Here is a 22410-nt window from a genome sequence, read left to right as displayed (position 1 = left end):
CCTCATCCCTCGTGCAGGAACCGGGAGCAATCATGGGAGTTTCTTCTCCATCCCTGCCGGGCATCTATGTATATATCAATGATGAGGATCAACTGTACCGTGAAGGCATCCCGGGGAGCAGCTCACATATGGTATTCAACCGCCTTTTTGGAGTAAATATTCAGAACCTCGCGGAAAGGGGAAAATTCGATCGGATCTCCGCAATGATCAATCAGGATGATCCCGAAGTAAAACTTGAAGCAGTATCTGTACTCGCAGCCTTTGGAGGTGAAGCATACAAACACCTCGCTGTCACCCTCTCGGAACTCATATCCCCAACCGAACAGACGCAGCTCGTGCGTGAAGTCTACTTCATGCTTGCAGACGATCCCGAGGCGATCGTCAGGTTTATCCTGGTCTCCCCGGAAAATATCCGGACTATACTGAGGAAATATATCATATCCGAAGGGAAACCTGACCTCTTCACCATCCATTCACTCTCAAGGAGAAAAGATCCGGATCTCAGGCAGGCGGCTATTGCCACCGCCGACACTCTTGGAAAGGAGGGGTTCGATATTATCTTATCCGGGCTCTTTGACCGGGATACGGATGTGGCAGCCGAATCCGCATCCATTCTTGAACGTCGCGATCTCGTTCCTGATACTCCAAAAGAAAGGGCACAGTACCTCTATGTCAGAAAGAAGTGGAATGAACTGGTCCATATCGGGAAGGCAGGCACACCAATCCTCCTCCGTACACTTAAAGATGGAGATCAGCCGACCAGGCGTGCTGTCATCAAGGCCCTTGGAAAATCAAAAAATCCCGAGATGTTGCTTGTCCTCCATCGATATCTCGGCGATCCGGATCCCCTGATCGTCGGCGATGTTGTTGCGGCAATAGCCGAGATTGGCGGTCCTGAGGCTGAAACCACACTTGAAAAGTGCCTCAATGCCCGCTATCCCCTTATCCGCATGGAAGCGAGCTGGGGTCTCCAGCGGATGGGCTGGAAACCAAAGAACGATCAACAGCGGGTCATGTCTCTCCTCGCCCGGGAGGACTGGGCCGGGCTTGCTGGTATGGGAAAGAACGCAATTCCGGCACTGATCAATGCACTCAGGGAGACTCACTCTGCGGTTCGTGCAGGTGCAACCGAGACACTCAGGAATATCGGGCCAACAGCAATCCATGCACTCCGCCAGGTGGCAGCATCATCTGATCCAGGCCTTGCAAAAGTGGCACGGAACGCACTTGCCGAGATTGAGAAGAAGAACAAGCAGTTGATGGCAGATTCACATGCAAAGCCGGTCGACAGCAGGAAGTATAACGATGAACTTGCTGCTTCCCTCAAGGCACGTGAAAGCTTCAACAAGGTGCGAAAACAGTCGGGGAAGCCCCAGCCGGCAGTGCGTGAAGAGGCTATCAAACCCCCGGCACCGGATCTCTCAAAGAAAAAGTATGCCGAAGAACTCGCGGCATCGGTAAAGGCGCAGGAAGAGTTCAGGAAACAGGTTCCGCAGAAGCCGTTTCAGGTTACCGAAAAGCCGGCTCCTGTTCCGGAAGCGGCCAAAAAGGATCTCGAAGTCAATGATATCATCCTCAAAGGCCTCAATGAGGCGCTCAGGAAGATGTATGGGGATATCGGCCCCCGCGTCCCGATGGGTGATGAGGTTGAGATCAAACCGAAGAAGGAGGCCGAGGATGATGTCGCCCTGACAGAGAGTTCGGTTAAAGCCGACCCCGCTCCAGAACCTCTACCCATTCCAAAGAAGGAAGAAGAGGAGGAAGAGCCCGAAGAGAAGGATAATTTTGATAAGCTTGTCGCCTCTCTCTCTGATCGCGATACCAATATCCGTATCTCTGCCTGCTATGCCCTGCGGCTCTACCGGGAGCGGGCTATTCCCCCGCTCATCCGGGCTCTCCACGATCCCATTGCCTCGGTGAAGGTTGCCGCGATCGAATCGCTCGGAGAGATTGCAGATCCCGAAGCCAAAGAACCCCTGATGGGCTGCATCAGGGATGATGAACCTGATGTCCAGATTGCCGCTGTAACAGCCCTTGGTGGCTACATGGATGATGACGTCATTCGCATGCTCGTCACTCTACTGGGACACGATCACTACCGCATCATTACCGCAGCCTCCGATGCCCTGGTAAAGATCCGGTATCCGGCTCTCCCGGTGCTCGCTGGCGCATTGAATCATACCTTCATGCGGATACGCACCAATGCCGCAGCCACCCTTGGGAAGATGGAAGATCAGGATGTCGTCCCAATCCTGATGAAGTTCCTTGAGGATCCCTCTGAGGAGATGCGGGTTGCCGTTGCCAAGGCGCTTGCACGTGTCGGGTACCCCGCACTCCGCCCCCTTGCCGAGATGGTCGTTGGCGGTTCACGCCTCCAGAAACTGACAGCCCTCGATACACTCGGCAGGATGAGCGAGGATGAAGCAACTGCTGCCATCCGTCCGGCACTAGGAGATCCCGATCAGGGTATCAGGATCTTTGCACTCCAGATGATCCGGAAAAGGGAATCACTTGCTCTCTGGAGGAGTGCATGGGCAGAACAGCTGGGAGGGGCTGTGCCAAAGCCAAAAGGCATTCCCAAGCTGAAGAAAGATGATAAAGAGCTGTACGAGCAGAGCGGTGGAGAGCAGGATGTCCATACTCTCATCCAGGGGCTGAAAGACAGCAATCGCAATGTCCAGTTTGCAGCAGCAATGAAGCTCACGGTCATGGGAAGGCCGGCAATCGAGGAGCTCTTAAAAGCAATCAAGGGCGAATCTCCCGAGATCAGGGCGCTTGCAGAAGAGGTGATCGGTGAGATGCGCGAGGTAGCAGTCGAACCGCTCCTTGATGCATTATATGATGAGAGCTCGGTCGTCCGTGCGATAGCGGCACGGAACCTCGGGCGTATCGGTGCAAAGAAAGGTTTTGATAGCCTCCAGAGGGCTTTTGAGACCGAACAGGATACGGAAGTCAGGGCGATCATCGTCGAGGCTCTCGGCTACATCGGCAGCGGTGAGGTGGTGCCGACACTGAAGCGGGCACTCCATGACCGTGACGAGGAGGTGAGGCTGGTTGCAGCCCGTGCCCTTGGATATATCAATGACAGCTCTGCTGTGGAAGCACTCATGAGCGCTCTTGACGATAACGACACCCGTATCGCCGAGGCAGCACTCACTGCCCTGAAAGATCCGGACGGCACCCCCCAGGAGCACCTTGTCAGTGCGATGAGGGATGCGGGAGGTTTCCGGAACAAGAGTATCTCAAGTGCCCTCACCTCAATCGGCTGGAAACCTGAGACAGAGGAGGAAGAGGTCTGTTTCCTCATCTCAGAGAACCGCTGGTTTGATATCGAGAAGATGGGTGCATGTGCCATCCAGCCGATTGTTGATACGCTTCAATCAGGGACCCTTGAGGAGCGGATCGAGGCGATCAAGACGATCTCCCATATTGGCGGTTCCGCCGCCGTCGGTGCACTTATTCCCCTCCTCTCTGACGAGCATATCATGGTCCGGAAGAAGGCCGAGTATGCATTGGTTGATCTTGGTGAACTCTCACTTGAGCCCCTGAATGCCTTAATCGGCGAGGAGAAGGGTCCTCTTGATAAAACCATCCAGAGGATCCAGAAACAGATCGAGTCAAAGCGCCTCACTGAGGGCGGCCCAGCCGGTATCGGAGAGACAGATTTCGATATTGCAGAAACAGGAACAATCGAATCTATCCTGTCAGGCGCTCCTGTCTTCGAAGAATCATATCCTGAGCCTGGTTCATCTGATGAGGCTGCCCCCGGCTATGCTGATGCCGAAACTCCTGAAATCCCGGCTGATGCATCTGACGAAACTCCCGGAATCGCTCCGGAAGAGATGCCTGGGGAAGCGTCCATCTCTGCTGCTGATATTCCGACTGAAGCGGATGAATCACCTGAGCCATCTCCTGATGATGCCATGACAGAAACCCCGGAGACAACTCCCTTCGAAGATGACGATGGCATCCCCTCTGTTGACGACATCTCCTTTGAGATGGATGAACCCCTTGAACTCTTTGATACTCCATCCGCCGGGGAGGGATCTGAGCCACTGAGTCCGGCGTCACCTGAACGCGATACCGGAATCTCCGCTCCGGATGAATCTTCTCTTGAGATGGATGAATCCCCTGATGCCTCCACACCTTCTCCCGAGGCAGAAACTCCCTCTCCCGGAATTACTGAAGGGAAGAGAAAGGGCTCTCCTGAAAATGAACGCGAAGAATAATGAGTGGAGAAAGGCCTCTTCTAATTCTCCTCTTCTTGTAACGACTCTTCCTGCGAAAGCCCGATCCAGAGCGTGTAGCAGAGGATGATCATCACTATCATGAAGGGGAATGCGGCGGTGATCGCCATCTTCTGGAGGGCATCAAGTCCCCCTGTCAGGAGGAGGGTGATCGCAACCGCAGAGAGCGAGAGTCCCCAGATCACTTTCTTATAGAGTGGCACTGCCAGGCTTCCGCCGGTGGTGAGGGAGCCGAGGACAACCGTTGCCGAGTCCGCCGAGGTGATAAAGAAGATCGAGAGGAGCATAATGGCAATCAGGGAGAGGACTCCGGCAAGCGGGTAGTGTTCAAAGAAGACAAAGAGTGCAAGCGATACATCCTCTCCGGCAACTGAGGCGAGATCGACGCCCCTGTTCAGCTGGAGGTAGAGGGCTGATCCCCCAAAGACCGAGAACCAGATGAAGGTAAAAAGGGTCGGCACCGTCAGGACCGTCAGGACAAACTCCCTGATCGTCCGGCCCCGCGAGATCCGGGCGATGAAGAGCCCGACAAACGGTGACCATGAGATCCACCATGCCCAATAGAAGACCGTCCAGTCGCGGCTCCATTGATATCCTTCAAAGGGATAGGCCTGGAGGCTCAGATCGATGACATTGTTGATGTATCCGCCGAGCGTTGAGGAGAAGATATTCAGGATATAGGGGGTTGATCCGAGGATGAGGATGACGCTGAGAAGAACGATCGCAAGGAGAATATTGAATTTTGAGAGTACCTGGACGCCTTTCTCCACTCCAAGGATGGCTGAAGCCATGAAGAGGGCGGTTGCGATTATGATGATCCCGATGGTAACCGGGATCGCAGACGAGATGCCGTAGAGGTGCGAGAACCCGGCATGAATCTGGAGGGCGCCAAATCCAAGCGATGTCGCGGTTCCAAAGACAGTGGCAAAGACTGCCAGCACATCAACGATCTTTCCCGGCATCCCATAGATCCGATCCCCGAGCACAGGATAGAAGCAGGAGCTGATCAGGGCAGGCATACCCCGTCGGAATGAGAAGTATGCAATCGAGAGGCTGACGACGGTATAGATCGCCCATGGATGGATGCCCCAGTGGAAGAATGCATACCGCATCGCAAAAGCTGCAGATTCGGGGGAGAGCGGTTCAAGAAACGGAGGGGGTGTGAGGAAATGCACAAGTGGCTCTGAAACCCCCCAGAAGAGGAGACCGATTCCCATCCCGGCTGCAAAGAGCATCGCAACCCAGCCGAAGAAGGTATACTGCGGCCGTTCGGCATCATAGCCGAGCCTGATCGTTCCATACTTCGATAATGCAATGGAAATAACAAATATTAGGAAGAAGAATGCAGATATCAGGTAGAGCCAGCTGAAGTTGTCGAGAATCCCTGCATGGATGGCGGACGCTGCTGTATCCAGAAGATCCGGCTGCAATGCCCCGGCGGCAATAAAGAGGAGAATAATTCCTGAAGAGAGGAGAAAGACTGTTTCCTTTCTGAAATATGCCCGATTCATATCCAATCACCTTTATGGTACTAAAAATATGGATGCCTTCGATCCGGTGACGATTCGTTCAGCCGTATCGCCCATCGGAGAAGAAAGAAATGCCGGCCTGCTTCTGCCAAGGACGATCACATCGGCCTTTATCTGATCTGATACAAAAAGAACCTCATGAGCGGTATTGCCGATCCGCTGTTCCGAGGTTACTCGCCCATAATAGGGGCGAAGCTCCTCCTCAAGCGACGAGAGCTTCTCTTTAATGCTGGAACTTTTCCTCTCCTCGGATATCGGATCTGCCCGCCTTCCCCTGACGTGCAGGATGTGGCACCATCCTCCATTAAACTGCATTACAAAGGGCAGTGGCCGGTTGGATGCCTCATCAAAGTCGGTTCCATAGAGAACGATCAGATCATCACGGGTGATCGTCCCCTCTCCCTCTCCCGGCAGAAGTGGCCGGATCTTATGGACGAAGACGGGGGTGTCAGCAAGCCTGAGGAGATCCCGTGATACGCTTCCAAGAAGAATTGAGCGGAGCTGCCAGCGACGTTTTGCCTTCAGGTAGATCTCATCTGCACCTTCCAGAAGTGCCGCCTCTGCAATAGATGATGCGATATGATCGCTTCCTGTCCGAATATCCACAGAGAGCCCGATCTCCTCGAGTGCCTCCTTTAAAAGCATCAGCCATGAGAGATCCGATCCCCCGAAGAATGAGTCGGAGTCACTCACATGGAAGAGGCAGATCGATTCAGAGCCGAGGCTTTTGAGTAAATTACCGATCTTTCTCAGCTCATCCGGCCTCTCTCCATATGCAACCGGAATCAGTGTCTTCTCAAACATCTCTCATATCCCGCTTTTTCCAGTTAGTCTCATCCCGTGGCTTTATGAATGTGATGGGATCGTCTGATCCCCATTTCCATCCTTCTCCTCCAGCGGCCGGGCAATCGAACAGAAGTACATCTGATCAAGGAACCGGACAAAGGTCCGCGAGACATCGACATGCAGGATCCTGCCGTTCCGCATCCGGTGTATGGAGCGGGTCCGCATCCTTTTGCCAGGATATCCATCTGCCCACATCTCCTTCCAGATGTTCTTCGTGATTGACGGGTTGATTGTTTCGACATGAAGTGCCTGGAGTTCTTCAGTTGTGTAGCCAAGGAGTGTGGATGCCGTCTGGTTTGCCCTGATGATCCGGCCTTCCTCATTAAGGATAAGGATCGAATCCGAGGCGTGATCGAAGGCAAACTGGATGAAGAGCAGTTCCCGTTCAAGCTCCTCTTTCTCGCGTATCGTTGCCATAAGCATCCTGTTTGCCTCCTGGAGGGATCGGGTTCTGTCCTCGATGAGCTCCTCAAAATTCTTGTGGTACTGCTCAAGCTGCTCCCTGCACCGGTAGAGCTCGGTGATATCCCTGCCTGTTGCATGGTATGCGGCGATCCCCCCCTGCTCATCAAAGATGGCCCGGAGATCCCATTGTTCGTGGCCAACGGTTCCATCGTTTCGGATCATCATCAGATCAGCTGAAGCCGATTGACTGGCTATTGTAATCTCAGGAAGGAGCTCCTCTATTTCATGAAGGATCTGTGCCGGGAAGAGTGAGGTGAAGGGGAGGCCCTCTGCCTGTTTCCCGCTCCTCTGGGTGCGGGCTGCGAATGGGTCATTGATGTAGGTGATACGGAGCTTGTTGTCCAGATGGGCGATGTATTCTCTCTGTCCGGTCTTAAGAGCTGCATACTGCTGTTTCAGCAGATCAAGTTCCCTTGAGGTGGACTGGTGACCTGTTTCATCAAAGAAGGCGAGTGCCGCTCCATCCCGTCCGGTATCAAAGACGACTGGAATCCCCTGGATCCGGATGCGCATCTCCTTCTTTCGTATGGTTGCCCTGAACGTATGTGTCTCTGTCTCCCCAGAGACGGCATTATGGCAGATCTCCCGTATCCGGGGATCTTTAAACAATGAGATCGGGATCTCATCGATTAAAACGCCATACATCACATCCAGTGAGCACCCAAGGAGTGAGAGTATCCCCTCTGTTACCATCACTGTGTTCAGGCGAAGATCGCAGATGATCAACGGGGCTGGCCAGTAGGCGAGCAGGGAAGAGACCGGAATTCTCTGTACGAGAAAGTAATTCCTTGCAGTCCCGATCTCTTTTCTGTCGACATCCCCCCTCAGCTTGAGCGTGTCAAGGTATTTGGCGGCAGTATTTCTGTGGAGATGCAGTGCAGAAGAGATCTCTGTTATGCTCATCCCGCGTGGATTTCTCTTCAATAACTCCTTGATCTGGATCATTTCCCCGGATTGCCCTGTCATTCTCCATAATCTCCTTTTATGGTATCTCTCTGCTTATGCAGTGCATAGGTGTTCAGCAAATATAAGATTTATCTATGGTGTGATCCAATTTGTGTATGTAAAGCACTGCATAAGGGCCTTTTGGGTTCTGTGGTTCCATGCAGTATTCTGCATGGAGGAGAAGATTATGTCCGAATCTTTCGATGTAAAACTCGAAGCTAAGACCTATAAGCCCGATTCCTCCTACAGGGAGAATTCGAATATCGGGGACTGGGAGACGGCGTACAATCGCTATCTGAAAGATCCCGATGGCTTCTGGGATGGTATTGCAAAAGAACTCAGCTGGTTCAAGCCATGGGATGCCGTTAAGGAGTGGAAACACCCCTATGCAAAATGGTTTGTCAATGCGAAGACGAATATCACATTCAACTGCCTTGACAGGCACGTCAACAGCGAGCTCAGAAACAAGGTTGCGCTGATCTGGCGTGGTGAGGAAGAGGAGCAGGAGAGGATATTCACCTACCGCCAGCTCCACCGGGAGGTGCAGCGGTGTGCAAATGCCCTGAAGAACCAGGGCATCAAAAAAGGCGACACCGTCTGTATCTACATGCCCCTCATCCCCGAGCATATCATTGCGATGCTCGCCTGTGCCCGGATCGGTGCAGTACACAGTATCGTCTATGGAGGCTTTGGGGCAGCAGCCCTGAATACCCGTATCCGCGATGCATCGGCAAAGGTCGTCATCACCGCCGATGTCGGGTATCGCCGTGGCAAACACGTCCCCCTGAAATCGATCGTCGGGGATGCGGTTGTCAATGCCCCGAGTGTCGAGAAGATCGTCGTCGTCAGGCGGACGAGGCCCCAGGTCGAACTCATCTCCGAGATGGAGATCGACTACTACGAGCTCCTGAATGGGGCTGGCAGGGAATGTGAACCCGAAGTCATGGATGCTGAAGATCCGCTCTTCATCCTCTATACCTCAGGGACCACCGGCCAGCCAAAAGGTATCGTCCACACGACCGGCGGATACATGGTCGGGACCTATTACACCACAAAGTACATCTTCGATTTAAAAGCGAATGATGTCCACTGGTGTACCGCCGATCCGGGCTGGATCACCGGGCACAGCTACATCGTCTACGGACCGCTTGCAGCAGGTGCAACCATCCTGATCACGGAGACTGTGCCGGATTATCCTGATCCGAGTGTCTGGTGGAAGATCATCGAAGAGTTCGGTGTTACAATCTTCTATACCGCACCGACGGCGATTCGGATGTTCATGAAGTTCGGTGAGGAATGGCCGAACAAGGCAAACCTGGACTCGCTCAGGATCATCGGATCGGTCGGAGAGCCGCTCAACCCCGAGGCGTTTGAGTGGTACCACCGTGTCATCGGCAAATCTGTCTGCCCGATCCTGGATACCTGGTGGCAGACCGAGACCGGGATGCACATGATCACAACCCTCGTCGGTGAGCCGATGAAACCCGGGTTTGCCGGGCGGCCGATCCCCGGAGTTGAAGTGGATGTCGTCGACAAGGATGGCAACCCCACTCCGCCGAATGTCGGTGGGCTGCTCGTCATCAAGGAACCGTGGCCTTCGATGATGAGGACGGTTCATAAGAATGATGAGCGGTACCGCCAGTACTGGTCCACGATTGAGCCCTTCTATACGGCAGGTGATCTCGCCGTGAAGGACAAGGATGGCTACATCATGGTGCTGGGCCGATCTGACGACATCATCATCGTTGCAGGGCACAATATCGGAACCGCTGAAGTTGAGAGCGCCCTCGTCTCCCATGAGGCGGTCGCGGAATCTGCTGTCATCGGCAAACCTGATGCGATGAAAGGGCAGGCGATCAAGGCATTTGTCATCCTCAGGCTTGGGTATGAGCCAAGCGAGAAGCTGAAGAACGAGCTGATCTACCATGTGAGGATGAGCATCGGGCCGATCGCAATGCCCTCTGAGATCGACTTCGTCCCCTCTCTGCCAAAGACGAGGAGCGGAAAGATCATGCGCCGTGTCTTGAAAGCACAGGAGATGGGAATCGACCCGGGTGATATCTCCACCCTGGAAGAGTAATCCTTCCCTCTCCTTTATCTAAGGATACACCGGGTTTCATCATGAAAGAGACACACATATTCGGGCTTCCTCTTGAAAGAGGGCGCTGGATCTTTGTACTGCTCGGCCTGATCATCAACATCTGTCTTGGGAGTATCTATGCCTGGAGTGTCTTTGTGACGCCCCTTACAGAGTACTTCGCGAGCGAGCTTGGAAAGACGGTTACTGCCAGTGAAGTGCTGCTGCCCTTCTCCATCTTCCTGGCCGCCTTCGCAATAGCGATGCCGCTTACCGGAAGATATATCGATGAGTGGGGTCCGAGAAAGACGACGATCGTTGGCGGCCTGCTCACCGCCCTTGGCTGGCTGCTTGCATCGGCTGCAACCTCTGTGGAGATGCTCTATCTCGTCTACGGGGTGATCGGTGGTGCGGGTGTCGGTATAGCCTATGGTGTTCCTGTAGCCCTTGCCACCCGCTGGTTCCCTGATCGCAGGGGATTTGCTGTTGGTCTTGCGCTGCTTGGGTTTGGCTTCTCGGCCTTCATATCGGCAAACATTGCAGGCCTCCTCATCCCCATGGTCGGGGTTATGGGTACCTTCAGGATCTTCGGTGCAGCATTCCTGATCATCATCCTGATCTGCTCGATGCCGCTTAAGTTCCCTGAAACGGGATGGACACCGCATGGCTGGACTCCTCCGGCATCGGCAGCATCAGAAACCTGTGAGTGTGACCGTTCCAGGATGATCAGGACACCGACCTTCTATGGTCTCTGGATCTGCTACTTCATCGGGTGCCTTGCAGGCTTAATGGCAATATCCATCGCCCAGCCGGTGGGGGTTGAGGTTGTCGGCATTACGCCGGTACTTGCAACAGCGCTCGTTGGGGTATTTGCGATCTTCAATGGGGGTGGCAGGCCTGCCTTTGGCTGGCTGACCGATCTGCTCAGGCCCAGGAATGCAGCGGTTCTCTCGTTCCTGCTGATTGCCGCTGCCTCGCTGATGCTCTGGCAGATTCCCTCTCAGATCACCTATATTGTGGCGTTCTGTGTACTCTGGGGATGTCTCGGCGGATGGCTGGCAATAGCGCCAACGGCAACCGCACGGTACTTCGGCACCTGCGATTATCCGCGGTGCTATGGCCTGGTCTTCCTGGCATATGGTGCCGGTGCAATCGCAGGCCCCCAGCTTGCCGGTTTCATCAGGGCATCTACCGGCGGATATATCGGTGTCTTCCCCTACATCGTGGTGCTGGCATTGATCGGTGTGGTGATAGCCTTCTTCCTGCTCCATCCGATAAAGAACCGGGACTAAAACAAGACAGGTTTCCCCTGTCACTTTTTTATTGAATTTTCTCCTCAAAACCCAGTGTTTTCTCTTCGTCTCTCATGGTCCTGACCCAAGATGCTAAGTCCTCAGAGAACAACATACTAGAGAATGGTTGAATCACAAAAATTTTCTGATTTTTCAATATCCGAAGACCTCCTGAAGGCCGTAGCGGATATGGGCTTTGAGGAGGCGACCCCCATCCAGAAGATGGCGATCCCCGCAATTCTTGAAGGAAATGACATAACAGGGCAGGCACAGACGGGAACTGGCAAGACAGCCGCATTTGGAATCCCACTCATCGAGATGATCGATGCAGGAAGCCGGGATATCCAGGTGCTCGTTCTTGCACCTACCCGCGAGTTGGCAATCCAGATTGCAGAAGAGTTCTCACGCTTTGGTAAATTCAAAAAGGGTCTCGCTATTGTCCCCGTCTATGGCGGCCAGCCGATAGAGCGGCAGTTCCGCGCCCTCCGCGCAGGTGCCCAGATTGTCATCGGGACTCCGGGGCGGATTATGGATCACCTCGAGCGGAAAACTCTCTCGCTTGACAAGGTACGGTTTGCAGTCCTTGACGAGGCAGACCAGATGCTCGACATGGGCTTCAGGGATGATATCGCCCGGATTCTCAAGATGACTCCCGGAAAGAGGCAGACACTCCTCTTCTCTGCGACGATGCCCCCGGCAATCCTCGATCTCTCGAAGAGATACCAGAAGGATCCGAAGTTCATCAAGGTCGTTCACGGTGAGATGACGGTTCCCCAGATTGAACAGTGTTATCTTGAGGTCAAGGAACGCGAGAAGCTGGATGTCCTCTGTAAACTGGTTGATATCTATAACCCGGATCTGGCGATGGTCTTCTGCAACACCAAGCGTGCAGTCGATGACGTCACTTCGCGCCTTCAGGCACGGGGCTACTTTGCCGACGCGCTCCATGGCGATATGAAGCAGACCCAGCGCGATCGCGTCATGGGAAAGTTCAGGAAGGGTTCAATCGATATCCTGGTGGCAACCGATGTTGCAGCACGTGGGCTTGATATCAGCGAGATTGACTGCGTCTTCAATTATGATGTTCCGCAGGATGTGGAGTACTATATCCACCGGATTGGAAGGACTGCCCGTGCAGGAAGGGCGGGTACATCCATCTCCTTTGTCGCTCCAAAAGAGATCTACAAGCTCCGGGAGATTCAGCGGTTTGCCAAGGTAAAGATCACCAGAATCCCGATCCCGTCCACCTCGGATGTGGAGGAGTCGCAGGCACGCCTCCTTATCGAGAAGGTTAAAGAAGTGAATGCGACCGGTCTTGGTGAGCGTTACATCCCCTATATCGAGCAGGCACTTGAGGAAGGCATCACCTGTATCGAGATCGCAACAGCCCTTATGAAGATCCACCTTGGTGGCCGGGATACCGAAACCAAGAGCTATGAGAATGAGGGCGGTTTAATTGAGCCGGGAATGGCACGGATACGGATCTCTATCGGCCGTGACAATCAGATCCGGGCAAAGGATATCGTCGGTGCAATAGCCGGTGAGACCGGGCTTCCCGGACGATCCATCGGTGCAATCGAGATCTTTGAGCGTTTCTCCTACGTGGATGTTCCGGCAGACCGGATCCATGAGATCATCGAGATTATGAAGGACCGGACGATCCGGGGCTTCACCGTCGAGATGACAAAAGTCGAGAGCAAATAATCCTCATTTTTTTTCTTTCGCGCCTACACAAAGAGATGCGAGTGTAGCAGTGAACCAAATCATTATTATCATACATTGATAAATATCTCAGACAATGAGTCCACAAACTGTGCATGGAACGCATTCATCAGAGTGGATAACAATCTCTCTTGATGAATACGAATCCATGAAACGGACAATAGAGATTCTCTCTAATGCCGACCTGATGGATCAAATTAATAATGGAATGAGAAAAGAAACTACATCCAGGGATTTTGAGGAATTGGCAGAGGAATTGGGTATTTAAAAATCATCCTTGTGCCATATCGCTTCTATTACTACTTCTTTTCTTTCAAGATCAATACAATAGAGTATCCTGAATCTTCTTTCAAAATAGAGTTCCCATAATCCATGAAGAGAGCCTCTGAGAGGTTTTCCATGTATATCCGGGTTTTCCGACAACTTTCTGATTTTTTGGGCGAAGTGTCTCTGTATTTCCTTATCGAATGTTCTCAGCTTATCTTCAGCTTGCTTTCGAATAGTGATCCTGAACACGTCATACTATTTTTCGAGTGCCATCAGATAAAACCAGAAGTTCTGTTTCAAGTCAAACGCACCACTCACCTTCGCGATTTTTATTCCTTTGTGTATCTACTTGTGAGGCAGAGTGGCATATGCCGGAATAGTACTGAATTCCTGCATAATCCTGGCCAGTCTTATCTGGATATTTTATCTGCAGAACCGCTCTCTTCGGGCATCCATATCCGCTCTCCGGACTGACCAGACTGGTGCCATGTGGTGGGGGTGATATCGCCTCTTTGCCTCACGGAGGCCCGGTTCGCCCATATCAGACTCACGGTTGATGAACCTGTACCTTGACTGGACGGCTTTTGCTGTCTGCATATTGATCGCCTTGTAGATCCCCTCATATCCCGGAAGTGCCTTTTCGTAATGCACGACAATGGTATCATCGTTCTGATGGCCCCAGATCGCAATTGCGCCGATTCCCTGTTCGGTTCGAATGAGGATGCCATGGCAGTTCAGTTCATCATAGTGGCGGACGGCATAGAGGACAGCATCTTTCTCATAGGCAAGGAATGGATACTCATCACACTGTTTCCATTCGCACCACTTCTCGAGAAACTCATAGATCTCCGCAATGGACTCTGATCGGATTGCTTCAACAGTGAAATCCGTTGTCTTGTTGAATTTATTGAGATGGCCGCGGATGGTCAGGTATTTTTTGCCGGGGAGGCCTGCAAGGTCTGTTGAGAGGTAGACGTAGTCTGCAAATTCAGGTTCTTCATAGAGGGGGATATCCGGGTGGAGGCGTAGAAACCAGTTACGCCCCGCCTCGTCCAGCATCTGGAACGGGGTGCTCCCTCCCTCCTCACAGGCAAGGCAGAGGAGATCTGAGAGGAGTGCGTCATCCTCTTCTCCTATTGGGGGTCTGAAGGTTCGGTCGCCGTCAACGATCGTCATGATGATGAGGGAGTTATTCAGTATAGCATAGTGGTAGTGCGCATAGTGATTCCAGGTGAGCATCGTGATGATGGTGTTATCGCTGTGCACCTGTGGATACCGGCGGAAAAACTTCTCGATGATGTCCTTGTTTTCGAGTGTTATCGGAGAAAAATCATTCAGGGAGAGCATCTGATATCATCTTCCTGTAGATCATCGGTACATATTGTTCCATCGGTTGGAAACCGATTTTTTTATAAAATGGCATTGTGCCCGGCTCTGATATGAGTCCTACCCATGTTATCCCGTCTTCCGCGCAGAGTTCTGTGAGAAAACGGATGATCTGGAAGCCGATATAACATCTCCTGTACTCTTTCCGGACAACGACATCCTGTATATATGCATCCGAGACACCATCCGAGATGGTTCTTCCCATGCCAACTGCTGTACCTGTGATCTCATCGACTGCCACGACAAAGCGGTGGCTTCCCCTGATAAGGGCTGGGATCTTTGCCTTATCCGAGTTCTTCTCCCACCATCCGGCGACACGATAAAGGTTGACGATCTCCTCTGTTTCCCACTCGGAAACGATATGCAGCGAGATTGCCTGTGTCTTACCCTGCTTCTGGCTGTTTGTCATGGTATCTTCTGCCTCTCCCTGATCGATCACTAGAGAGCAGTCTTTTTTATTTCATCCTCTATAATGCTTTTTTTCAGATGCGGGCGAAAGCGGGGTGTGCCCTCCTTTGGCTGCGCAATCATTCGTACCCGCCGCGCGATCCGGCTGGTATCTGATGGAATTCTCTGCGCGATCCCCTCCCGGACTGGTATGTTCGGGAGCTATCTCCCTGGTTTGTGGTATTCCGGGGGTCGGGCATCGGTCTGAATGCCTGTTTTCTGGTGATCAAAAGGGAGGGTATAAATGGGACTTCTGCGTATCTAATTAGGTCGCAGGGCAACGGGGTGCAACGAATCCGGGAACAATTCTCCCAACGATTCGCTTTACCCGGCCACCTTGCCGGGAAACCGGTCTGGTGGTGACATGCCCGTGTGGGGACAGCTGCCTTGATATGGCAGCAGTTCCCGGGGCACGGTATCTCTGATGCCGGGTCCCAGAGAGGATGGTTGCAGGGGTTGTTGCCGCTGAATGAGAACCTATATAACTCTTCAGAGACAATGATTGTAGCTTGCAACGAGACACAGATTCGGGGTCAAACCCGGTGTCTGTGAACGCAATCCGCAGTGTATAAATAGGAACACTGCGAATATGGTAACTCCAAGATTCTTTCAGTGGAGGACCAACGCACCCGGATTTGCCGGTGTTGGTTCTGACGTTGGTATTGGCAATGCGGACATTCATTGAATGACCGCTGATTCCGAAAAGTTACAGTCAGTCGAAAGACAAAGTGTGCTTATAAATTACATTCTGGTTGATCCTGCCAGAGGCTATTGCTATCAGGGTTTGACTAAGCCATGCGAGTCGAGAGGTGAAAGACCTCGGCATACTGCTCAGTAACACGTGGATAATCTGCCCTCAGGTGAGGAATAATCCCGGGAAACTGGGGCTAATGCCTCATAGGAGACGGGTGCTGGAATGCTCTGTCTCCGAAAGGTCCGCCGCCTGAGGATGAGTCTGCGTCCGATTAGGTTGTTGTTGGGGTAACGGCCCAACAAGCCTTTGATCGGTACGGGTTGTGGGAGCAAGAGCCCGGAGATGGATTCTGAGACATGAATCCAGGCCCTACGGGGCGCAGCAGGCGCGAAAACTTTACAATGCGAGCAATCGTGATAAGGAAACCCTGAGTGCCTGTCAATGCAGGCTGTTCTGGTGTCTAACACACACCAGGAGAAAGGGCGGGGCAAGACCGGTGCCAGCCGCCGCGGTAATACCGGCTGCTCGAGTGATAGCCACTTTTACTGGGCTTAAAGCGTTCGTAGCTTGGTCGTTAAGTCTCTGGGGAAATCTTTTGGCTCAACCAAAAGGCGTCTCAGGGAAACTGACGATCTTGGAACCGGGAGAGGTAAGACGTACTTCGGGGGTAGGAGTGAAATCTTGTAATCCCCGAGGGACGACCGATGGCGAAGGCATCTTACCAGAACGGCTTCGACAGTGAGGGACGAAAGCTGGGGGAGCAAACCGGATTAGATACCCGGGTAGTCCCAGCCGTAAACGATGTGCGTTAGGTGTGTCAGTGACCACGAGTCGCTGAGGTGCCGAAGGGAAACCGTGAAACGCACCGCCTGGGAAGTACGGTCGCAAGGCTGAAACTTAAAGGAATTGGCGGGGGAGCACCACAACGGGTGGAGCCTGCGGTTTAATTGGATTCAACGCCGGACAACTCACCGGATACGACAGCGGAATGATAGCCGGGCTGAAGACTCTGCTTGACTAGCTGAGAGGAGGTGCATGGCCGTCGTCAGTTCGTACTGTGAAGCATCCTGTTAAGTCAGGCAACGAGCGAGACCCACGCCAACAGTTGCCAGCATGATCTCCGGATTGATGGGGACACTGTTGGGACCGCCTCTGCTAAAGGGGAGGAAGGAATGGGCAACGGTAGGTCAGCATGCCCCGAATTATCCGGGCTACACGCGGGCTACAATGGATGGGACAATGGGTTTCGACACCGAAAGGTGAAGGTAATCTCCTAACCCCACCCGTAGTTCGGATTGCGGGCTGCAACTCGCCCGCATGAAGCTGGAATCCGTAGTAATCGCGTCTCACGATGGCGCGGTGAATATGTCCCTGCTCCTTGCACACACCGCCCGTCAAACCACCCGAGTGGGGTCTGGATGAGGCGGCAGTTTATGCTGCTGTCGAATCTAGGTTCCGCAAGGGGGGTTAAGTCGTAACAAGGTAGCCGTAGGGGAATCTGCGGCTGGATCACCTCCTAATGATCACTTTTCGAAACATCAGCGGTCGTTCAATGAACCGTATAATTGCCAATACCAACAGGAATTAGGGCTCATAGCTCAGTTGGAAGAGCGCGGCGTTTGCAACGCCGAGGCCAGGGGTTCAAATCCCCTTGGGTCCACTACCCTCACATCTGTTTACCAGAGACGTGAGGGTTCCAATGCACCCGGAGATGCGAGTCACCGGGGAAGGGCTGAAGGTTTTCGCAAAAAAACCTGACGATGCTGTGTATAGGTATTGCATCTGGACGTTAAATGGGTTCAACAAAAAACTTAGTATCTGAACCTGGTCTATATGCCGGTTAGTGGATGGCTCGGTTCGAGAGCTGATGAAGGGCGTGCCAAGCAGCGATATGCTCCGGGAAGGTGCAGGGAGCCTGTGATCCGGAGATCCCCGAATAGGACATCCCGATACTTCGGTATCAATCCGTTGAGGATGGGGAACGCCCCGAATTGAAACATCTTAGTAGGGGCAGGAAAAGAAATCAACCGAGATGTCGTGAGTAGAGGCGATCGAAATCGACACAGTTCAAACCGAATCCCTTTGGGGAGATGTGGTGTTGTAAGCCTCCCGTCTGGTGCAGATATCTCAAACGGAAGTCACCTGGAATGGTGCTCCTGAGAGGGTGAAAGACCCGTACGTATACCGATATCTGTTCCTGGGAGTGTCTTGAGTAGTGCGGGTCGGAATTCTCGCATGAATCCGGGGGTCATCAACCTCCAAAACTAAATACTTCTCGAAACCGATAGCGAACTAGTAGCGTGAGCGAAAGCTGAAAAGTATCCCTAAAAAGGATGTGAAAAGCGCCTGAAACTAACCGGTGACAGTGTGTTATGGCATGAAAGGAACTTCTGCGCGAAAGAACCCGTCGCGAGGCGGTAGTATGGGCGACAGTTGCCGATGTCATAACGTACGTTTTGAAGAACGGGCCAGAGAGTTTATTCTATAGGCGAGGTTAACCCGGAAGGGGAGCCGAAGCGAAAGCAACAAGTTCGTAGCATTTATGCATGGAACGACGTATTCAACGTGCGTGGAGTCTATAGGGTAAGACCCGAAACCCGGTGATCTATGCGTGGGCAGGTTGAAGCGTGCCGAAAGGTGCGTGGAGGACCGCAGGCGGTTTTGATATGCAAATCATTCGCGTGACCTGCGTATAGGAGTGAAAGATTCATCGAACCGGGAATCAGCTGGTTCCCCTCGAAACATGCCGCAGCATGACCTCGTCGGAGATGGTTGGTGAGGTAGAGCACTGATTGAGGATCCCGGGGGAGAAATCCCTCGCTCTTCTGTCAAACTCCAAACTCCCCAACGTCTGAGATGACGGGTAGTCCGGACTACGGGGTAAGCTTGTAGTCCGTAAGGGAGACAACCCAGACCGTGGTTGATGCCCCCCAATGTAGGCTAAGTGTCAACACTGAATGAGGTCCCAGGCCGAAGACAACTGGAAGGTGAGCTTAGAAGCAGCTACCCTTTAAAAAGTGCGTAACAGCTTACCAGTCAAGGTTTGGGGCGCAGAAAATGGACGGGGCTAAAGCCTACTGCAGAGACCACGGCGCACCGGTTAACCCGGTGATCGCGTAGAGGGGCGTTCTGCATGGACAGAAGCAGGGGCGTAAGGTCCTGTGGACCGTGCAGAAATGAGAATTCTGGCAGTAGTAGAAGCATAGAACGGTGAGAATCCGTTCCGCCGAAAGGGCTAGGTTTCCTCGGCAATGTTCGTCAGCCGAGGGTTAGTCGGTCCTAAGATGTGCCGTAACTCGAGCATGTCAACAGGGAAACAGGTTAATATTCCTGTACCATACATTCGTAGTCGCAAGACCCTGACGCTTCGGGATATACCATGCGAAATTGTCGTTTCGTTCAAGCGTTCAAAGCGGTGGAGTACCGTCATGGTGAGAAACCGCAGAAGACGTGATGAGGTAACATGGTCGACTCCTGGAGCCCGTGAAAAAGGGAGTGTATGTCCGTACTGAGAACCGACACAGGTGCCCCTGGTTGAAAAGACCAAGGCGTATCGGAGCTAATTGTGGTAAGGGAACTCGGCAAAATGGCCCCGTAACTTCGGGAGAAGGGGTGCCTGCCTGGTGATCAGGCAGGTCGCAGTGACCAGGGAACTCCAACTGTCTAATAACAACACAGCAGACTGCAACTCCGTAAGGACTAGTATAGTCTGTGAATCCTGCCCAGTGCGGGTATCTGAACACCGAGTTCAATCGGACGAAGGACCCGTAAACGGCGGGGGTAACTATGACCCTCTTAAGGTAGCGTAGTACCTTGTCGCTTAATTGGCGACTTGCATGAATGGAACAATGAGAGTTCTACTGTCCCTACCACAAGTCCGTTGAACCTTTTATCCTAGTGCAGAGGCTAGGGACTCCTGATGGGAAGTGAAGACCCCGTGGAGCTTTACTGCAGCCTGTCGTTGTAGTACGGTATTGCATGCGCAGAGTAGATGGGAGATGTTAATCCGTTCCTTCCGGGGAACGGGGAGTCAACAATGAGACACCATCCTTGCTCTGCTGTACTACTCACTCTTCTTCAATGAAGAGGACATCGGTAGGTGGGCAGTTTGGGTGGGGCGCCACACCCTCGAAAAAATATCAAGGGTGCCCTAAGGTCAACTCATGTGAGTCAGAAACTCACAGAAGAGTGTCAAGAGCATACGTTGGCCTGACGCTATGACGCAAAGCAAGTCATGGCGAGAGGAAACTCGGGTCTAACGAACCAATACGCCCTGTTGATGAGGGCTATTGACTACAGAAAAGCTACCCCGGGGATAATAGAGTCGTCGCCGGCAAGAGCACATATCGACCCGGCGGCTTGCTACCTCGATGTCGGTTCTTTCCATCCTGGCTGTGCAGCAGCAGCCAAGGGTGAGGTTGTTCGCCTATTAAAGGGGATCGTGAGCTGGGTTTAGACCGTCGTGAGACAGGTCGGTTACTATCTATCAGGAGTGTTCGGAGTCTGAGGGCAAGAAAGAAATAGTACGAGAGGAACTTTCTTTCGTCGCCTCTGGTGTATCGGTTGTCCGACAGGGCAGCGCCGAGCAGCTACGCGGCAAGAGATAAAAGCTGAAAGCATCTAAGCTTGAAACTCAGCCTGAAAAGAGACTCCGTTATAGGGCACGGGTAAAAGACCCGGTTAATAGGCCCGGGATGTACGCACGAAGGCAACGACGTGTTCAGTCCGGCGGGTACTAACGCCCAAATCCAGGAACTTTCACTAAGCTAATGTTGAACCCAGACGAAATCCAGATGCAATACCTTAACTATCTGCAGAGTACATACTAATACTCCACAGATTACACAGCGCCAAGGTGGCGGAGCGGCCACGCGGCTGACTGCAGATCAGCTACACCCCAGTTCAAATCTGGGCCTTGGCTTGTGGTTATGGCGGCCATAGCGGTGGGGATACACCCGGACTCATTCCGAACCCGGCAGTTAAGCCCACCTGCGTCGAATATTGTACTGAGGTACGAGAGTCCTCGGGAACTATTCAACGCTGCCAATACCATCCCCCTATTATGGAAATAACAACTCTTCTCAGATTACGATACACAAGACGCCTGCGTCTCTTTCTTCTTCGTTCTCATGATATCAGTCATGTATGATTCCTGATACAGTATCCCGATTACCGGATACAATATGCCGGATGCAATACCTGGGACTCCAATACTGTAGGACTTATTGAAATATTGTTTTAAAAAGAGAGAGAAGGAGCGGGAATAATCCCGGATTATTGTCTGTTGCTGAAATCGAGGAGTGAATACATCATCTCTCTTGAAACAACAGGCTTTGCAGACTCGAGCCAGAGATAAAATCCAACCCTTCCCGGTGTCTGGCGTTCGTACTTGAACCCTCCCGTCTTCTCAGGGACCATCTTATAGTACATCCGCTTCTTCTTGGGCTTGAGATAGACAACCGGCGAGGGATCGGGGAGATCCATCGCAAAGACCACCTTTGAGTAATCACGGCTGAGCGTCTCAAAATCAAGGATGGTACTCTTAACCCGAAGTCCCAGATCATTGACAAGAGCTTTCCTGGCATCCGTATGCATAGCTCCAAAGATCACCTTCTTGACAAGTGGTGAGATCTGTGGATCTGCTAACGCCTGTGGTTGTTTTGTTCCATTGTTTGCATGATAGAGGAGGCGTGCAAGTGTCTGATCGTGGAACTGAAGGTAATCGAACGGGCGTGTCCTGAGTGAAAGGGCGCTGATCAGTTTTGGATTATTCACTGCCTGCCGTGAGAGCGAAGCAAGCCGGAGTGACCGGATTGAGGCTTTCAGCTCCTCGCAGGAGAAGGTACCGACATATGCGTTCTCTTCTTCCCGGCAGAGCCGTTTGATCACCTGGGTGTTTGAGATATCAACAGCGGAAAAGAGAGAGAACTCAACTGTTTCCTGCCGGAAAAGATATCCAAAGAGCTTCTTTTTATAATGGATCTCAGCTTCAAGATCCTTTAAGTCTGATGGGGAGGTGATGATCTCGGCAAAAGAGACCTGGTTATTGGAATCGATTAAGAGGAGATCAACCTCTGCAAGATCCTGTCCATTTCCCCGCACCCTGATATCGCCTTTCTCTGCATAGTACATGCCGTTCTGGCCAAGTGCGATCCGGACAGGGCGTCTTGGCGCATCGGCACCCTTCTTCACGATCTTCTTGATAGAAGGAGTATTGGTGGCTGTTTCGAGGAGAAGCTCGTAGATAAGCGCTTCATACCAGTATCCCTCAACCGTCCGCATCTCCATAATCTCTTCTGAGAAGAGCTTGATATGGTCGCCTTTCTTCATGTGGCGGAGGGCTCTGATAGCCAGGGCTCGGTTCGGCTCAAATGATGAGCAGTTCTCTCGTAACCAATCTAATACCACCGGACTCCTCCCGGCAGCAGGGAAGTAATCTTTTCTTCACGTGCAATTAATGCCATAGCTTTTTCCTGATCTGAAATCCCATCCC

The 22410-nt window shown here is 52.5% G+C and carries 12 protein-coding genes, 2 tRNA genes and 3 rRNA genes; 10 read left to right on the top strand and 7 right to left on the bottom strand.

Features of this window, described 5'->3' with window-relative positions; translation table 11 throughout:
* Positions 1-32: 32 nt before the first annotated feature.
* A complete protein-coding gene (locus ACYUBO_RS07160; protein WP_460373289.1) occupies positions 33-4229 on the top strand; it encodes a HEAT repeat domain-containing protein in 4197 nt (1398 codons plus the stop codon).
* A 20-nt stretch (positions 4230-4249) separates the two neighbouring features.
* Here ACYUBO_RS07160 and ACYUBO_RS07155 read toward each other — a convergent pair whose 3' ends face one another.
* The 3 genes from ACYUBO_RS07155 to ACYUBO_RS07145 are packed head-to-tail and all read right to left on the bottom strand — an operon-like array spanning position 4250 to position 8053.
* On the bottom strand, positions 4250-5758 hold the full coding sequence (locus ACYUBO_RS07155) for a BCCT family transporter (protein WP_460373288.1): 1509 nt from the start codon (positions 5756-5758) through the stop codon (positions 4250-4252).
* A 12-nt stretch (positions 5759-5770) separates the two neighbouring features.
* Positions 5771-6580, bottom strand: coding sequence for a universal stress protein (locus ACYUBO_RS07150; RefSeq protein ID WP_460373287.1), 810 nt, complete (start codon positions 6578-6580; stop codon positions 5771-5773).
* 42 nt (positions 6581-6622) lie between these two features.
* Positions 6623-8053 carry a PAS domain-containing protein gene (locus ACYUBO_RS07145; protein WP_460373286.1) on the bottom strand — a complete coding sequence of 477 codons (1431 nt, stop codon included), beginning with the start codon at positions 8051-8053 and terminating at the stop codon, positions 6623-6625.
* A 166-nt stretch (positions 8054-8219) separates the two neighbouring features.
* On the opposite strand from ACYUBO_RS07145, the gene acs reads away from it, so the two are divergent.
* From acs to ACYUBO_RS07125, 4 genes are all read left to right on the top strand, one after another.
* Positions 8220-10112, top strand: coding sequence for an acetate--CoA ligase (gene acs / locus ACYUBO_RS07140; protein ID WP_460373285.1), 1893 nt, complete (start codon positions 8220-8222; stop codon positions 10110-10112).
* A gap of 41 nt (positions 10113-10153) precedes the next feature.
* Positions 10154-11401: an L-lactate MFS transporter gene (locus ACYUBO_RS07135; protein WP_460373284.1), complete on the top strand. Its 1248-nt coding sequence runs from the start codon at positions 10154-10156 to the stop codon at positions 11399-11401.
* Positions 11402-11524: 123 nt separating this feature from the next.
* Positions 11525-13105, top strand: a complete 1581-nt coding sequence (locus tag ACYUBO_RS07130; RefSeq protein WP_300331725.1) for a DEAD/DEAH box helicase — start codon at positions 11525-11527, stop codon at positions 13103-13105.
* A 94-nt stretch (positions 13106-13199) separates the two neighbouring features.
* Positions 13200-13391 (top strand): type II toxin-antitoxin system Phd/YefM family antitoxin, encoded by a 192-nt coding sequence (locus ACYUBO_RS07125; protein WP_300331729.1) that lies wholly within the window; start codon positions 13200-13202, stop codon positions 13389-13391.
* Here the strand turns inward: ACYUBO_RS07125 and ACYUBO_RS07120 are convergent.
* The 3 genes from ACYUBO_RS07120 to ACYUBO_RS07110 form a co-directional block, all read right to left on the bottom strand.
* Positions 13388-13639, bottom strand: a complete 252-nt coding sequence (locus ACYUBO_RS07120; RefSeq protein ID WP_300331732.1) for a type II toxin-antitoxin system RelE family toxin — start codon at positions 13637-13639, stop codon at positions 13388-13390. The genes ACYUBO_RS07125 and ACYUBO_RS07120 overlap by 4 nt on opposite strands.
* Positions 13640-13813: 174 nt before the next feature.
* Entirely contained in the window at positions 13814-14737 is a 924-nt protein-coding gene (locus ACYUBO_RS07115) for a DUF2156 domain-containing protein (protein WP_460373283.1), read from the bottom strand.
* Positions 14721-15185, bottom strand: coding sequence for a GNAT family N-acetyltransferase (locus ACYUBO_RS07110; protein WP_460373282.1), 465 nt, complete (start codon positions 15183-15185; stop codon positions 14721-14723). Before ACYUBO_RS07110 ends, ACYUBO_RS07115 begins: the two co-directional genes overlap by 17 nt.
* Positions 15186-15968: 783 nt before the next feature.
* Here ACYUBO_RS07110 and ACYUBO_RS07105 point away from each other — a divergent pair.
* From ACYUBO_RS07105 to rrf, 5 genes are all read left to right on the top strand, one after another.
* Positions 15969-17435 (top strand): 16S ribosomal RNA (locus ACYUBO_RS07105).
* A 69-nt stretch (positions 17436-17504) separates the two neighbouring features.
* Positions 17505-17577: transfer RNA gene (locus tag ACYUBO_RS07100), tRNA-Ala, on the top strand.
* 158 nt (positions 17578-17735) lie between these two features.
* Positions 17736-20675 (top strand): 23S ribosomal RNA (locus ACYUBO_RS07095).
* A 91-nt stretch (positions 20676-20766) separates the two neighbouring features.
* Positions 20767-20838 (top strand) — tRNA-Cys (locus ACYUBO_RS07090).
* Positions 20839-20844: 6 nt separating this feature from the next.
* A 5S ribosomal RNA gene (rrf, locus tag ACYUBO_RS07085) occupies positions 20845-20966 on the top strand.
* Together the 16S, 23S and 5S rRNA genes with 2 tRNA genes alongside form the textbook arrangement of a ribosomal RNA operon.
* 225 nt (positions 20967-21191) lie before the next feature.
* Here the strand turns inward: rrf and ACYUBO_RS07080 are convergent.
* Positions 21192-22325 (bottom strand): hypothetical protein, encoded by a 1134-nt coding sequence (locus ACYUBO_RS07080; protein WP_300334239.1) that lies wholly within the window; start codon positions 22323-22325, stop codon positions 21192-21194.
* Between the last annotated feature and the right edge of the window lie 85 nt (positions 22326-22410).

Source organism: Methanocalculus sp. MC3 (assembly GCF_054767395.1).
This window is presented reverse-complemented; position numbering and strand designations above follow the sequence as displayed.

Excerpts from the sequence above, each read along its gene's own strand:
- acs (WP_460373285.1), top strand. The coding sequence starts at position 8,220 with ATGTCCGAATCTTTCGATGTAAAACTCGAAGCTAAGACCTATAAGCCC.
- ACYUBO_RS07150 (WP_460373287.1), bottom strand. The coding sequence starts at position 6,580 with ATGTTTGAGAAGACACTGATTCCGGTTGCATATGGAGAGAGGCCGGAT.
- ACYUBO_RS07160 (WP_460373289.1), top strand. The coding sequence starts at position 33 with ATGGGAGTTTCTTCTCCATCCCTGCCGGGCATCTATGTATATATCAAT.
- ACYUBO_RS07130 (WP_300331725.1), top strand. The coding sequence starts at position 11,525 with ATGGTTGAATCACAAAAATTTTCTGATTTTTCAATATCCGAAGACCTC.
- ACYUBO_RS07110 (WP_460373282.1), bottom strand. The coding sequence starts at position 15,185 with ATGACAAACAGCCAGAAGCAGGGTAAGACACAGGCAATCTCGCTGCAT.
- ACYUBO_RS07135 (WP_460373284.1), top strand. The coding sequence starts at position 10,154 with ATGAAAGAGACACACATATTCGGGCTTCCTCTTGAAAGAGGGCGCTGG.
- ACYUBO_RS07115 (WP_460373283.1), bottom strand. The coding sequence starts at position 14,737 with ATGCTCTCCCTGAATGATTTTTCTCCGATAACACTCGAAAACAAGGAC.
- ACYUBO_RS07125 (WP_300331729.1), top strand. The coding sequence starts at position 13,200 with ATGAGTCCACAAACTGTGCATGGAACGCATTCATCAGAGTGGATAACA.
- ACYUBO_RS07145 (WP_460373286.1), bottom strand. The coding sequence starts at position 8,053 with ATGACAGGGCAATCCGGGGAAATGATCCAGATCAAGGAGTTATTGAAG.
- ACYUBO_RS07155 (WP_460373288.1), bottom strand. The coding sequence starts at position 5,758 with ATGAATCGGGCATATTTCAGAAAGGAAACAGTCTTTCTCCTCTCTTCA.